The organism is Luteibacter flocculans, assembly GCF_023612255.1.
GTDB classification, from domain to species: domain Bacteria; phylum Pseudomonadota; class Gammaproteobacteria; order Xanthomonadales; family Rhodanobacteraceae; genus Luteibacter; species Luteibacter flocculans.
In genome coordinates this window covers 2,632,278-2,645,900 of record NZ_CP063231.1, presented here as the reverse complement: position 1 = coordinate 2,645,900, position 13,623 = coordinate 2,632,278, and the positions used below count along the sequence as shown (strand labels likewise).

The 13,623-nt window shown below is 66.2% G+C and carries 14 protein-coding genes; all 14 read left to right on the top strand.

Features of this window, described 5'->3' with window-relative positions:
* Positions 1-4 precede the first annotated feature (4 nt).
* The 14 genes from IM816_RS11195 (at position 5) to nuoG (ending at position 13,622) form a co-directional block, all read left to right on the top strand.
* Complete coding sequence (locus IM816_RS11195; RefSeq protein ID WP_250338137.1) at positions 5-1,351, top strand: aminodeoxychorismate synthase component I; 1,347 nt, start codon at positions 5-7, stop codon at positions 1,349-1,351.
* Complete coding sequence (pabC, locus tag IM816_RS11190) at positions 1,348-2,187, top strand: aminodeoxychorismate lyase (protein WP_250338136.1); 840 nt, start codon at positions 1,348-1,350, stop codon at positions 2,185-2,187. Before IM816_RS11195 ends, pabC begins: the two co-directional genes overlap by 4 nt.
* On the top strand, positions 2,184-3,212 hold the full coding sequence (gene mltG / locus IM816_RS11185; RefSeq protein ID WP_250338135.1) for an endolytic transglycosylase MltG: 1,029 nt from the start codon (positions 2,184-2,186) through the stop codon (positions 3,210-3,212). Before pabC ends, mltG begins: the two co-directional genes overlap by 4 nt.
* Positions 3,209-3,853 (top strand): dTMP kinase, encoded by a 645-nt coding sequence (tmk, locus tag IM816_RS11180; protein ID WP_250338134.1) that lies wholly within the window; start codon positions 3,209-3,211, stop codon positions 3,851-3,853. Before mltG ends, tmk begins: the two co-directional genes overlap by 4 nt.
* Positions 3,850-4,785 carry a DNA polymerase III subunit delta' gene (holB, locus tag IM816_RS11175; protein WP_250338133.1) on the top strand — a complete coding sequence of 312 codons (936 nt, stop codon included), beginning with the start codon at positions 3,850-3,852 and terminating at the stop codon, positions 4,783-4,785. Before tmk ends, holB begins: the two co-directional genes overlap by 4 nt.
* Before the next feature lie 63 nt (positions 4,786-4,848).
* Complete coding sequence (locus tag IM816_RS11170) at positions 4,849-5,811, top strand: PIG-L deacetylase family protein (RefSeq protein WP_250338132.1); 963 nt, start codon at positions 4,849-4,851, stop codon at positions 5,809-5,811.
* A 34-nt stretch (positions 5,812-5,845) separates the two neighbouring features.
* Positions 5,846-6,205 (top strand): PilZ domain-containing protein, encoded by a 360-nt coding sequence (locus IM816_RS11165; RefSeq protein WP_072321343.1) that lies wholly within the window; start codon positions 5,846-5,848, stop codon positions 6,203-6,205.
* Positions 6,206-6,504: 299 nt separating this feature from the next.
* Positions 6,505-6,861, top strand: coding sequence for an NADH-quinone oxidoreductase subunit A (locus IM816_RS11160; RefSeq protein WP_072321342.1), 357 nt, complete (start codon positions 6,505-6,507; stop codon positions 6,859-6,861).
* Positions 6,852-7,406 (top strand): NuoB/complex I 20 kDa subunit family protein, encoded by a 555-nt coding sequence (locus tag IM816_RS11155; protein WP_072321341.1) that lies wholly within the window; start codon positions 6,852-6,854, stop codon positions 7,404-7,406. Before IM816_RS11160 ends, IM816_RS11155 begins: the two co-directional genes overlap by 10 nt.
* Before the next feature lie 15 nt (positions 7,407-7,421).
* Complete coding sequence (locus IM816_RS11150; RefSeq protein WP_250338131.1) at positions 7,422-8,150, top strand: NADH-quinone oxidoreductase subunit C; 729 nt, start codon at positions 7,422-7,424, stop codon at positions 8,148-8,150.
* 27 nt (positions 8,151-8,177) lie between these two features.
* Complete coding sequence (locus IM816_RS11145; protein ID WP_250340746.1) at positions 8,178-9,407, top strand: NADH-quinone oxidoreductase subunit D; 1,230 nt, start codon at positions 8,178-8,180, stop codon at positions 9,405-9,407.
* Positions 9,408-9,428: 21 nt separating this feature from the next.
* Positions 9,429-9,956 (top strand): NADH-quinone oxidoreductase subunit NuoE, encoded by a 528-nt coding sequence (nuoE, locus tag IM816_RS11140; protein ID WP_072321338.1) that lies wholly within the window; start codon positions 9,429-9,431, stop codon positions 9,954-9,956.
* Between the two features lie 10 nt (positions 9,957-9,966).
* Positions 9,967-11,310 (top strand): NADH-quinone oxidoreductase subunit NuoF, encoded by a 1,344-nt coding sequence (gene nuoF / locus IM816_RS11135; RefSeq protein ID WP_072321337.1) that lies wholly within the window; start codon positions 9,967-9,969, stop codon positions 11,308-11,310.
* Positions 11,307-13,622, top strand: coding sequence for an NADH-quinone oxidoreductase subunit NuoG (gene nuoG, locus IM816_RS11130; protein ID WP_250338130.1), 2,316 nt, complete (start codon positions 11,307-11,309; stop codon positions 13,620-13,622). Before nuoF ends, nuoG begins: the two co-directional genes overlap by 4 nt.
* The last annotated feature ends 1 nt before the right edge of the window (position 13,623 follow it).

The following is a 13,623-nucleotide window of genomic DNA, read 5'->3' as shown; positions in this document are numbered from 1 at the left end:
CGCGTTGGCCTTCGTCACGCGAACCCTGGCCGGCCGGCGCGATCTTCTCGCGCCGGCCGCGTCGTATCCGGATCGCTATGCCGCGCTGCTCGCCAGCACCGTCAACGGTACGCCGCAGAGCCGCTTCGACATCCTCTTCGCCGCTGGCGAGGCGTCGCTCACGCTCTCGGCCGATGGCCTGACGCGCGACGAGAACAGCGTCGTACAGTCGGGTGGTTTCCTTGACGCGTTGGATCGCGCGTGGTCTTCGCGGCGCAAGGCTCGCGTGGCAGACGGCTTGCCTTTCCACGGCGGCTGGATCGTCTACCTTTCCTACGAACTTGTCGGGCAGATCGAGCCGAGTCTGCGTCTTCCCGTCGCGAAGGGGAGTGCGCCCATCGCGTTCGCGCTGCGTGCGCCCGCGGCCGCCATCGTGGATCACCTGGAGCAGCGCACCGTTCTCGTTGCTGAGGCGGGAGCGGAGCACTGGCTCGATGTGCTGGCTGCGGACCTCGACGCGTCGATGGCGGTGACACCGCTCGCCGTGCCGTTGACGGTGGATGAAGACGAGCCGGCACGTTTCATCGAAGGCGTGCATCGTGTGCACGAGCATCTGCGCGCGGGTGACGTGTTCCAGGTGAATCTCTCGCGCCGCTGGACGGCGCGCTTCGCGGAGGCGCCGACGCCCGCTCAACTCATGCTGGCGCTTCGTGTGGCCAACCCTGCGCCGTTCGCCGGTCTTATCCAGCAGCCTGGCTGGGCGGTCGTCAGCTCGTCGCCGGAACGGCTCGTGGCGTCGCGCGACGGCATGCTGCAAACGCGTCCGATTGCGGGCACGCGGCCGCGCGTCGCTGGTGACGACGATGCGGCGCGCATTCGCGAACTCACCGCACACCCGAAGGAGCGGGCCGAGCACGTGATGCTGATCGACCTCGAGCGCAACGACCTCGGCCGGGTCTGCGTGCCGGGCACCGTGGAAGTCGATGAGCTCATGGTCGTGGAGAGCTATGCCCACGTTCACCACATCGTTTCCAACGTGCGCGGACGCATGCGCGACGACGTGACGCCAGGGCAGGTCATTGCTGCGACCTTCCCGGGTGGCACGATCACCGGATGCCCGAAGGTGCGTTGCATGGAGATCATCGGCGCGCTGGAGGGCGAGGCGCGCGGTGCGTATACCGGTGCGCTCGGTTATCTCGACGACAGCGGCGACATGGATCTCAACATCCTCATTCGCAGTTTTGCCGTCGAAGGCAACGCGGTGTCGCTGCGCGCGGGGGCTGGCATCGTCACCGACTCCGTGCCAGAGCGCGAACTGGACGAAACCCGCGCGAAGGCACGCGGCTTGCTGCGCGTGTTCGGCGTGGCATGAGCCTCACGCGCACCTCGGTCGACTTCGTCGATGCGGATCGGGTGTCCGTTGCGGATCGTGGATTCACCTACGGCGACGGACTGTTCGAGACGCTGCGGATGGTCGGTGGGTGCGCGCCGTTGTGGTCGCGTCATGCGCAGCGTCTTGCGGAGGGCTGTGCGCGATTGCGCATATCGCCGCCGGACATGGCCGCGATCCATGCAGAAGTGCTGCGCCTTGCCAACGGGCTCGACGATGCCGTTGCTCGCGTGACCGTCACCCGCGGCGTCGGCGCGCGTGGCTACGCATTTTCTGACGATGCGCGCCCGACGGTCGTCGTGACGGTGTCGTCCCTCGTGCTCGATGCGAGCGCTTATGCCGAGGGAATCGTCGTTCGGCAATGTGCCATGCGACTCGCGGTGCAGCCCGCGCTGGCGGGCATGAAGCACCTGAATCGCCTCGAACAGGTGCTGGCCCGCGCCGAATGGAACACCCCGGACATCGCCGAGGGCCTGATGCTCGATACCGAGGGTCATGTCGTCTGTGCCACGGCAGCGAACCTCTTCGCCGTTGTCGCCGGCCGGCTGGTCACGCCGTCGGTGGATCGTTGCGGGGTGGCAGGCGTCGCCCGGGCCGAAGTGGGCGCCGTGCGCGAGGTTGCCCAGGTGCGCCTTTCGCTGGCAGCGCTGATCGAGGCCGACGAGGTCTTCCTCACGTCCGCCGTTCGCGGCATTCTCCCGGTTCGGGTTTTCGCGACCCGCTCGTGGCAGCCCGGCCCCGTCGCCCGTGCCCTCCAGGCGCATTGGCGTGAGATCGGGCTGCCGTTGCCCACTGGTTCCAAGGATTCCGATCGATGAAAGCGCGCGGCATCGCCCTCTGGCGTGTCATTTTGCTGGTGCTGTTGCTTGCGGCGATCGCGGCGGGTTCCTGGCTGTGGTTCGACTGGGCGCGTTTCGCGCGCTCACCGCTGACTGTCGCTGGCACCGGGCAGAGCATCGACGTGGCGCGCGGTGCGTCCTTCAAGGACATCGTGCGCGACCTGCGCAACCGCAAAGCCTCGCAGGCCTCGCCGCTTTACTGGCGCCTGCTCGTGATGCAGATGCATGCCTCCGGTCGCCTGCATGCCGGCGAGTACGCGCTGCGCCCGGGCATGTCGCCGCGCGATCTCATCGCCGACATGGCCGCCGGCAAGGTCATGCAGCGCAACTTCACCATCGTGGATGGCTGGACGGTCGCCGATCTGCGCCGCGCGCTCGCGGCGGTAGACACGCTCACCCACGATACGGCGGATCTCGACGACGCCGCGCTGATGAAGCGCATGGGAGCCGAGGACGAGCACCCCGAAGGTCGCTTTCTTCCCGAGACCTATGCGTACGTGAAGGGCGATCCCGATTCAGCCATTCTGAAGCGAGCGTATGTCGCGATGTCGCGCACGCTCGACGAGGCCTGGAAGAACCGCGCACCAGACCTGCCGCTCGCCACGCCGTACGAGGCGCTGATCCTCGCGTCGATCGTGGAGAAGGAGACGGGCAGGGCGGATGAGCGTCCGCGCATCGCGGGTGTGTTCGTGCGCCGCCTGCAACAGCACATTCTTCTGCAGACCGATCCCACCGTGATCTACGGCATGGGTGCCGCCTATGTGGGCAACATCCACAAGAGCGATCTGACCGCCGACACTCCCTACAATACGTACACGCGTGCGGGTCTGCCTCCGACACCGATCGCATTGCCCGGGCGCGCCGCGATCGAGGCGGCGCTGCATCCGGCAGCGGGCAGCGAGCTTTACTTCGTCGCCCGCGGCGACGGGAGCCACGTCTTCTCGTCCACCCTCGAGGAACACAACCGGGCCGTGGCCTGCTACCAGTTGAAGCGATGCAAGTGAACGACTCCCAGCGTGGCCGTTTCATCTCCCTCGAAGGCGGCGAAGGTGCCGGCAAGAGCACGTTGCTGCGCGGCCTGGAGGCGCACCTTCGCGCGCAGGGCGTGGATCTCGTGGTCACCCGCGAGCCAGGTGGTACGGCGGTAGGGGAGGCCGTGCGCGGCGTCGTGCTCGACGCTGCCAACAACGAACTGTGCGCGGAGTCGGAACTGTTGCTGATGTTCGCCTCGCGCGCGCAGTTGGTGCGGCAGGTCATCGAGCCTGCGCTGGCTGCCGGTCAGTGGGTGCTCTGCGATCGCTTCACCGACGCCAGCTACGCGTATCAGGGCGGCGGCCGTGGGCAGCCCGCCGAGCGCATTGCCGAACTGGAACGCTGGGCAGCGGCGGGCCTCAAGCCGGATGTCACGCTGCTGCTGGACCTGCCGGTCAGCACCGGGCGCGCGCGCGCCGCCGGGCGTGGCGAGGCCGATCGCATCGAAGTGGAAGGTGACGCCTTTTTTGAGCGTGTGCGCGGCACGTATCGCGCACGTGCGGCGGCCGAACCCGCACGCTTCCGGCTGCTCGACGCCAGTGCCGCGCCGGAGGATGTGCTGGGCCAGGCGATCGCGAGCCTTGCGCATCTTTTCGCGGGACACGCGCCATGACGCTGCGTCCGTGGCACGCCGATGCGTGGGCGCGCCTGCAGGCGCGGCGTGAGCGCGACGCGCTGCCTCACGCATTGCTGCTGGCCGGCCCGGCCGGGCTGGGCAAGCGCGATTTCCTCGCCGCCTTCGTCAAGGGACTGCTCTGCCAGCGCCCCGTGGATGGCGTGGCCTGCGGCACCTGCCGTAGCTGCGAGCTGGTCGCAGCCGGCACACATCCGGACCTTATCGGCCTGTCGTTCGGCCTGCGCAAGGACGGCGTCACCCGCAGCGAGATCGTGGTGGACCAGATTCGCGACCTGTCGCAGCGCCTGTCGATGGCGAGCCAGTTCGGCGGTTGGCAGGTCGTCACCATCGACCCGGCGGACGCGATGAACGCGGCGGCTGCCAACGCCTTGTTGAAGACGCTCGAAGAGCCAACGCCCGCCACGCTGCTGGCCCTGGTGGCCGACGAGCCGGCGAGGCTGCCGGCGACCATCCGCAGCCGCTGCCAGCGCATCGATTTCCTGCCGCCCTCGCGCGAGGTGGCCCTGGACTGGCTGCGCGCCCAAGGCGTGACCGATGCGCCCGCTGCGCTCGACGCCGCGGGCGGCAACCCGGGTATGGCCCGTACCTGGGCGACCGACGGGGCGCTGAAGCAGCGCGGCGAGGTTCGCCACGACCTCAAGGCCTTGGCGGCGGGGCGGGGCGATGCGATGGAAGTGGTCAAGCGCTGGCAAGCCGCCGACCCGGCCCGCTATCTCTGGTTCGCTGCGCAGGCCGCGGCCGATGAACTGCGGGCCCGCGCCTCGGGTCAGACCCTCCCGCTGGACAGCCAGCTCGACGACGAGGGGCTGGACGGCTGGTACGCCAAGGCCAACCGTGCACGCGACGCCTTACGGGGGCCGCTGCGCACTGACCTCGTTCTGCTGGAACTGCTTGCGGCGTGGCGTTGACGCATTTTTATCGCGCTATCGGTCTTAATCGAGTCGACGTCTCGATCTCCTAAGGAATCCACCGTGTCCCGCCATCCCGTCATCGACAGCAGCACCCGGCTGCTGGTCGTTGCGCCGCACCCCGACGACGAATCGCTCGCAGCCGGCATGTTGATCCAGCGCACGCTGGCCGCCGGTGGACGCGTCGACGTGCTCCTGCTCACGGATGGCGACGACAACCCGTGGCCGCAGCGCTGGCTGGAACGCCGCCTTGTTATCGATGCCGCTGCGCGCGCGCGCTGGGGGGCGCGTCGTCGGGGCGAGGTCGCCGCGGCCCTGGCCCGGCTGGGTGTCGGCCCCGACCATCTGCATGCGCTGGGCTGGCACGACATGCAGGTGACCGATGCGCTGCGTCGGCGCCACGCCTCGGCCTTGGAGGCGTTCCGCCGCGTGCTGGAACGCACGCGACCCAATCTGGCGGTGATTCCCGACCTGGGCGACACGCACCCGGATCACGGCTCCGCGCATGTCCTCGCGCGCCTGGCGCTGGCCGCGGTGGGCTCCACGGCGGACGTGCTGACCTACATGGTCCACGGCATCGAGCGGTCCGCACAGGAGGACCTCCTCGTGCCGGACGCCGACCCCGAGCGGCAGGCCACGAAGTGTGAGGCTGTGCTGGAACATCACACGCAGATGGCCTTGAGCCGCAAGCGGATGCTCCGGATCGCCTCGCGCCCCGAACGCTTCGACCGTCCGCCGCTCGCTCCCGGGGAGGGCATGCTTCGCCTGCCATGGCGGCCGGGTCCGCTCGCTCGCTCGCGGGTGCGACTCGTCCTGGCGGATGGGCATGGCGTGGCCGAGTGGCTCTGGCGGAAGGCGCCGGTCGAGCGGGCCGGCGACGACTGGTTGCTGCCGTTGCGCGATGCGCCGGGCCCCGCCTTCGTGAAGCTCACAGCCGACCTTTCCACCCCGTGGATCTACGACCGCTACGGGTGGGCCGGGCAGGAACCCGAGCCTGTCGGGCTTGTCGCACGGCCCGTGGGCTAGCTAGGATGCAATCTACCCAGGGAATCCGACGTCCATGACCGCCATCAGCTCATCGCCGCGACAGGGCATCCTTTCGCTGAAGATCAAGGACGTGAACTCCCTGTACATCTCGTACATGCCCTACCTGAAGACCGGCGGCCTGTTTGCGCCCACCGCGCAGCGCTACAGCCTGGGCGACGAAGTGGCGCTGCTGGTCACCCTCATCGACGAGAACGAGCGCGTCTCCGTGGCCGGCAAAGTGGTCTGGATTACGCCCGTGGGGGCCCAGGGCAACCGCACTGCCGGCGTCGGCGTGCAATTCAACGAATCGCCCGAGAGCGAGGCGGCGCGTCAGCGCATCGAGGGCCTTTTGGCCGGCACGCTGTCCTCGGAACGACCGACCCAGACCATGTGACCGTCGGACGCATCCGGCGTCGATCGTGAGCCGACGAGGCGACAAAGCCGCCGATTGCACCATGAGGATGCAGTTTTTCCCTCATTAAGGCTTGTCGTCATACCTGCACGCACTGGTACAATAGTTCGGTTCCCCAACGTGAGATTGTGGATATCCGGAGTCGTTGGCGTGCCTGCCGCGCCGACACGGGTCGGGCCGTTTGGATCGATTCGAAAAAAGCTTCGGCGACACTAGCCGGACCGCTCGTCCCCGCCGACGGTCACTGATGCGCCCAGCGAGGCGCGGAGGTACGCAGCATCGTGCTTGCCCAATACTGGCCCGTCCTGTTGTTCATCGCCGTCGCCATAGGCCTTGGCATCGTCCTCCTGGCGATCGGCATGCTCGCCGGTCCGAAGCGTCCCGACGCGGACAAGCTCGCACCGTACGAGTGCGGCTTCGAAGCCTTCGAGGATGCGCGCATGAAATTCGACGTGCGCTACTACCTCATCGCGATCCTCTTCATCATCTTCGACCTCGAAATCGCCTTCCTTTTCCCGTGGGCGGTGGTCTTCGCCAAGATCGGTGCCATCGCGCTGATCGAGATGGCGCTGTTCCTCGCGCTGCTCGTGGTCGGTTTCGCTTACGTCTGGAAGAAGGGAGCGCTCGAATGGGAGTGATGACCAGCATCGACCGGGTGATGCACAACCCGGAACCGCTCAACCTCGTCGACGACATCCTTCGTCCGAATGGCGATGCCCCGGTCGTCAACCGTGGTTTCGGCGTCACCAGCATCGACGCGCTGATGAACTGGGCACGCACCGGTTCCATGTGGCCGATGACCTTCGGTCTGGCCTGCTGCGCCGTGGAAATGATGCATGCGGGTGCGGCGCGCCTGGACCTCGATCGTTACGGCGTGATCTTCCGTCCCAGCCCGCGCCAGTCGGACGTCATGATCGTGGCCGGCACGCTGGTCAACAAGATGGCTCCGGCGCTGCGCAAGGTCTACGACCAGATGCCCGACCCGAAGTGGGTCATTTCGATGGGCTCGTGCGCCAACGGCGGCGGCTATTACCACTATTCCTATTCGGTCGTGCGCGGGTGCGATCGCATCGTTCCGGTCGACATCTATGTGCCGGGTTGCCCGCCGACGGCCGAAGCGCTGATCCACGGCATCCTGCAGTTGCAGAAGAAGATCCGCCGCACTCACACGATCGCGCGCTAACAGGGCCAGGGCATCATGAGCGTTACTAACGAGACCTCGCTGGTCGAACGGCTCGCCGCGCGCTTCGGCGACATGCTGAGCGTGAAGGTCGAGCGCAACGAAGTCACCGCCGAGGTGGCTTCGGGCGACCTTATTTCCGTCGCCACCGCCTTGCGCGATGAAGCCGGCTTCCGCTTCGGCACCATCATCGACGTCTGCGGTATCGATTACCTCGGTTACGGCAAGACCGAGTGGGACACCGATACCGCGCACGGCGAGAGCTTCTCGCGCGGCGTGGAGGGGCAGGCCATGGGCCGCTTCACGTGGGAAGAGCGTCCGCGCCTCGTCGAGCAGCAGCGCCGCTTCGCCGCGGTGATCCACCTGCTGTCGATCGAACTGAATCAGCGCATCCGCCTGCGCGTTCCGTGCGCAGACGACACGTTTCCGGTCGTACCGTCCATCACGCCGATCTGGCCGGGCGCCGACTGGTTCGAGCGCGAAGCCTTCGATCTCTTCGGCATCATCTTCGACGGCCATCCCGACCTGCGTCGCATCCTCACGGACTACGGTTTCGTCGGCCATCCGTTCCGCAAGGATTTCCCGCTGATCGGCAACGTCGAGGTCCGCTACGACCCCGAGCAGAAGCGTGTGGTGTACGAACCGGTATCGATCGAGCCTCGCGTGCTGGTGCCTCGCACGATCCGCAACGACGCCGACCTCGATCAGGCCAGGGCGGAATCCGCCGACCACTGGCGGGAGAATTAAGCCGTGGAAGAAATTCGCAATTACACGATGAACTTCGGCCCGCAGCACCCTGCTGCGCACGGCGTGCTGCGCCTCGTGCTGGAGATGGACGGCGAAACGATCGTCCGCGCCGATCCGCACGTGGGTCTGCTGCACCGTGGTACGGAAAAGCTGGCCGAGTCGAAGCCGTTCAACCAGTCCATCGGCTACATGGACCGTCTCGACTACGTGTCGATGATGTGCAACGAGCACGCCTATGTGCGCGCCATCGAGAACCTGCTCGGTATCGAAGCGCCCATCCGTGCGCAGTACATCCGCACCATGTTCGACGAAATTACGCGCATCCTGAACCACCTTATGTGGGTGGGTTCGAACGCGCTCGATCTTGGCGCCATGGCCGTCTTCCTCTACGCGTTCCGTGAGCGCGAGGAATTGATGGACGTGTACGAGGCGGTGTCGGGCGCGCGCATGCACGCCACGTACTACCGCCCGGGTGGCGTGTACCGCGATCTGCCGGAGCAGATGTCGAAGTACCGCGAGTCGCCCTGGCACAAGGGTGGTGACCTGAAGCGCCTCAACGCCTGGCGCGAAGGCTCGATGCTGGATTACCTCACGGAGTTCACCAACGACTTCCCGGCGCGCGTGGACGAATACGAAGCGCTGCTCACCAACAACCGCATCTGGAAGCAGCGTACCGTCGGCATCGGCGTCGTTTCGCCGGAACAGGCGCAGGCCTGGGGCATGACCGGCGCCATGCTGCGCGGTTCGGGCATCGCCTGGGATCTGCGCAAGAAGCAGCCGTACGCCATGTACGACAAGATGGACTTCGACATTCCGGTCGGCGTCAACGGCGACTGCTACGACCGTTACCTCGTGCGCATCGAAGAAATGCGCCAGTCCAATCGCATCATCCAGCAGTGCGTGGCATGGCTGAAGGCCAACCCGGGCCCGGTGATGGTGCGCAATTACAAGGTCGTGCCCCCCAGTCGTGAAGAGATGAAGAACGACATGGAAGCCCTGATTCACCACTTCAAGCTCTTCACCGAAGGCTACGGCGTGCCCCCGGGCGAAACCTATGCCGCGGTGGAAGCGCCGAAGGGCGAATTCGGCTGCTATCTCGTGTCCGACGGTGCGAACAAGCCGTTCCGCGTGCACCTGCGTGCACCGGGCTTCGCGCACCTGTCCTCGATCGACGCCATCGTGAGGGGCCACATGCTCGCCGACGTCGTCGCGATGATCGGCACCTACGATCTCGTCTTCGGCGAAGTCGACCGCTAAGTCGACGGAGTGAACTGAATCATGAAAGCCACCGGTCATTTCGAGCAGGTCAAGGACGTCGATCCTCTCGTCGTGCTCAACGATCACACCCGCGCCCACATCGACCACTGGGTCTCGAAGTTCCCGCCGGATCGCAAGCGCTCGGCGTTGATCCAGTCGCTGATGGGCGCGCAGGAACAGAACCAGGGTTACCTCACGGACGAACTGATCACGGCGGTCGCCAAGTATCTCGACCTGCCCGCGATCTGGGCCTACGAGGTCGCGAGCTTCTACTCGATGTTCGAGACGTCGCCCGTCGGACGCAACAACGTCGCCATCTGCACCAACATTTCCTGCTGGCTGAACGGTGCCGAGGGCATCGTGCGCCATTGCGAGAAGAAGCTCGGCATCCGTACCGGCGAAAGCACGGCGGACGGTCGCATCTATCTCAAGCAGGAAGAGGAATGCCTCGCTGCGTGCGCAGGCGCGCCGATGATGGTCGTCAACGGTCATTACCACGAGAAGCTGACGACCGAATCGGTCGACGCGATCCTCGACGGTCTGAAGTGAGGTAAGGGCAATGGCTAGCACCACTGGTCCGGTTGGACCCGCACCGCAGGAACACCAGGTCGTCTACACGACCCTGCATTTCGAGAAGCCCTGGGCGCTCGAGAGCTACGAGAAAGTGGACGGCTACAAGGCGTGGCGCAAGATTCTCGCCGAGAAGCCCGATCCGGCCGCGCTGATCGAAGAGATCAAGAAGAGCTCGCTGCGCGGTCGCGGCGGCGCCGGCTTCCCCACGGGTTTGAAGTGGTCGTTCATGCCGCGCAATGCGCCGGGGCAGAAGTACATCCTGTGCAACTCGGATGAATCCGAGCCGGGTACCTGCAAGGACCGCGACATCCTGCGCTTCAACCCGCATGCGGTGATCGAAGGTCTGGCCATCGCCTGCTATTGCACGGGCTCGACGGTCGCCTACAACTACCTGCGCGGCGAATTCCACCACGAGCCGTTCGAGCACATCGAAGAAGCCCTGAAGGAAGCCTATGCGGCTGGCCTGCTCGGCAAGGACATCGGTGGCTCCGGTATCGACGTGGACATCTACAACGCCCTCGGCGCGGGTGCCTACATCTGCGGTGAGGAAACCGCGTTGATGGAGTCGCTCGAAGGCAAGAAGGGCCAGCCCCGCTTCAAGCCGCCGTTCCCGGCGGGCTTCGGTCTGTACGGCCGTCCGACCACCATCAACAACACCGAGACCTATGCCTCGGTGCCGGCCATCCTGCGCAACGGCGCGGAGTGGTTCCTCAACATCGGCAAGCCGAACAATGGCGGCCCGAAGATCTTTTCGGTATCGGGTCACGTCAACAACCCCGGCAACTTCGAGATCAAGCTCGGCACGTCGTTCGCCGACCTGCTGCAGCTGGCCGGTGGCGTGCGCAACGGCAACAAGCTGAAGGCGGTCATTCCCGGCGGCTCCTCGATGAAGGTGCTGCCGGCCGACAAGATCATGGAATGCACCATGGATTACGACTCGCTGCAGAAGGCGGGTTCGGGTCTGGGTTCCGGTGCCGTGATCGTGATGGACGAGACCACCTGCATGGTGCGTGCCTGCCATCGCATCTCGCGCTTCTACAAGGCGGAATCGTGCGGCCAGTGCACCCCGTGCCGCGAAGGCACCGGCTGGATGTACCGCGTGCTGTCGCGCATCGTCGAAGGGCAGGGCACGCAGGATGACCTGCACCGCCTGAAGGCCGTCGCCGGTCAGATCGAAGGACACACCATCTGCGCGTTCGGCGAAGCCGCCGCGTGGCCGGTGCAGGGCTTCCTGTACCACTTCTGGCACGAATTCGAATACTACGTGCAGCACGGCCGTTCCATCGTGGACGGTCCCGCTGGCACGGTCACCACTGGAGTCGCTGCATGAGTGCGCAGCCCGTAGCCAATGCCGCGCCGGACCTCGTCAATATCGAGATCGACGGCGTTCCGGTGCAGGTAGCCAAGGGGTCGATGATCATCCAGGCGGCCGATGCCGTCGGTATTCCCATCCCGCGCTTCTGCTATCACCGCAAGCTCCCGATCGCCGCCAACTGCCGCATGTGCCTGGTGGAAATCGAGAAGATGCCGAAGCCGGCACCGGCCTGCGCCACGCCGGTCGGCGAGGGCATGAAAGTCTTCACGCGTTCCGACAAGGCATTGAAGTCGCAGCGCAACGTGATGGAGTTCCTGCTCATCAACCATCCGCTCGACTGCCCGATCTGCGATCAGGGCGGCGAGTGCGAGTTGCAGGACGTGTCGCTCGGTTACGGCCGCTCAGTGTCGCGCTTCAACGAGCGCAAGCGCACCGTGGCCGACGAGAATCTCGGGCCGCTGGTCGCCACCGAGATGACCCGCTGCATCCAGTGCACGCGCTGCGTGCGCTTCACCAGCGAAATCGCCGGTACCTACGAACTCGGCGGCATGAGCCGCGGTGAGAACCTGGAGATCGGTACCTACATCGGCAAGACGATCGAGAGCGAACTGTCGGGCAACATCATCGACGTCTGCCCGGTCGGCGCATTGACCAACAAGCCGTTCCAGTTCCAGGCCCGCGCTTGGGAGCTGATTGCGCGTCCGTCCATCGGCTACCACGATGCGCTCGGTTCCAACCTGTGGCTGCACACCCGCCGCGGCGAAGTGCTGCGCACGGTGCCGCGCGACAACGAAACGATCAACGAGTGCTGGCTGTCCGACCGTGACCGCTACAGCCACCAAGGCCTGTACGCTGCCGACCGCGTGAAGACCCCGATGGTCAAGCGCAACGGTCAGTGGGCTGCGACCACCTGGGACGATGCCCTCTCGGTCGCCCGCGAAGCGCTGAAGAGCGTTGCCGGTTCCGATCTCGGCTTCCTGGTTCACGGCGCCACCTCGAACGAGGAAGGCGAACTGCTCGTTCGCCTCGCACGCGGCCTCGGCAGCGCGCACGTCGATCACCGTCTGCGTCAGCTCGACTTCGCCGACAACGCGTTTGCCAAGCCGTTCGCTTCGACTATCGCGTCGTTCCAGACGGTGAAGAGCGCGCTGCTGGTCGGTTCGGACCTGCGCCACGAAGTCCCGTTGCTCAATCACCGCCTCCGTCAGGCGGTGAAGAAGGGAGCGAAGGTCTACGCCGTCAATCCGGCGCACTTCAACTTCAATTATCCGCTTGCCGGTGAATCGGTCGCCGCGCCGCACGCGCTGGTGAACGAACTGCTGGTGCTGGCGAAGGCCGCCAGCGAAGGCGGTGCGTCGGTACCGGATACGCTCGCGGGCGCCTTTGCCGGTGTCGAGACCACGGACGACCACCGCGCCGCCTTCAAGGCGCTGTCTTCCGACGGTTCGGTGGTGGTGTTCGGTCAGGCCGCGGCGACCCATCCGGAAGCCTCCTGGCTGCGTGCCATCGCGCGCTTCATCGCGCAGGCCTCCGGTGCTGCCTTCAACGAGATCCCGGTCGGCGCCAATGCGCTGGGCCTCTCCGCCGTCGGCGTGCTGCCGAGCGCGGGTGGCCTCGACGCGCGCGGCATGCTGGCACAGCCGCGCAAGGGCTATGTGCTCTACAACGTGGAGCCGCCGCACGATTTCGCCGACGGTGGTCTGGCGTTGCAGGCGATGCACTCGGCGCAGACCGTGGTGGCCTTTGCGGCCTACGCGAGCGACGCCTTGAAGGACTCGGCGGATGTGATCCTGCCGATCGGCCTCACGCCGGAAATCGATGCCACGCTCGTGAACGTCGAGGGCAATGCCCAGGCCGTGGTTGCGGGTGCGAAGGCACCGGGCGAAGCGCGTCCGGGTTGGAAGGTGCTGCGCGCCCTGGGTGGCTCGCTTGGTCTGCCGGGCTTCGAGTTCGACGATCTCGTCGGCCTCCGCGAAGGCATCACAGAGCGTGCGACCGACGGTCGCCAGCAGCTCGGTTCGCGTGCGTCGGGTGTGTCCTTCTCCCGCCTCGCCACGCTGCCGATCTATCGTGCCGACGCGGTACTTCGCCGCGCCGGCGCCTTGAACGCGCATCCGCTGAATCGCGCGCCGGCCATCCGCATCAACGCGGACGACGCCGGCAAGCTGGGCCTCGTCGAGGGCGGCAACGCCCGCATCGGCGACGCCGTGCTGCCGGTGGCGATCGATGCCGCCGTGCCGACGGGTGCGGCGTGGATCGAGGCTGCGCATTCCGAAACCGCCATGCTGCCTCCGTACGGCGCGGCCATCACTCTGAGCAAGGCATAAA

Excerpts from the sequence above, each read along its gene's own strand:
- pabC (WP_250338136.1), top strand. The coding sequence starts at position 1,348 with ATGAGCCTCACGCGCACCTCGGTCGACTTCGTCGATGCGGATCGGGTG.
- mltG (WP_250338135.1), top strand. The coding sequence starts at position 2,184 with ATGAAAGCGCGCGGCATCGCCCTCTGGCGTGTCATTTTGCTGGTGCTG.
- holB (WP_250338133.1), top strand. The coding sequence starts at position 3,850 with ATGACGCTGCGTCCGTGGCACGCCGATGCGTGGGCGCGCCTGCAGGCG.
- IM816_RS11165 (WP_072321343.1), top strand. The coding sequence starts at position 5,846 with ATGACCGCCATCAGCTCATCGCCGCGACAGGGCATCCTTTCGCTGAAG.
- IM816_RS11155 (WP_072321341.1), top strand. The coding sequence starts at position 6,852 with ATGGGAGTGATGACCAGCATCGACCGGGTGATGCACAACCCGGAACCG.
- IM816_RS11150 (WP_250338131.1), top strand. The coding sequence starts at position 7,422 with ATGAGCGTTACTAACGAGACCTCGCTGGTCGAACGGCTCGCCGCGCGC.
- IM816_RS11145 (WP_250340746.1), top strand. The coding sequence starts at position 8,178 with ATGAACTTCGGCCCGCAGCACCCTGCTGCGCACGGCGTGCTGCGCCTC.
- nuoE (WP_072321338.1), top strand. The coding sequence starts at position 9,429 with ATGAAAGCCACCGGTCATTTCGAGCAGGTCAAGGACGTCGATCCTCTC.
- nuoF (WP_072321337.1), top strand. The coding sequence starts at position 9,967 with ATGGCTAGCACCACTGGTCCGGTTGGACCCGCACCGCAGGAACACCAG.
- nuoG (WP_250338130.1), top strand. The coding sequence starts at position 11,307 with ATGAGTGCGCAGCCCGTAGCCAATGCCGCGCCGGACCTCGTCAATATC.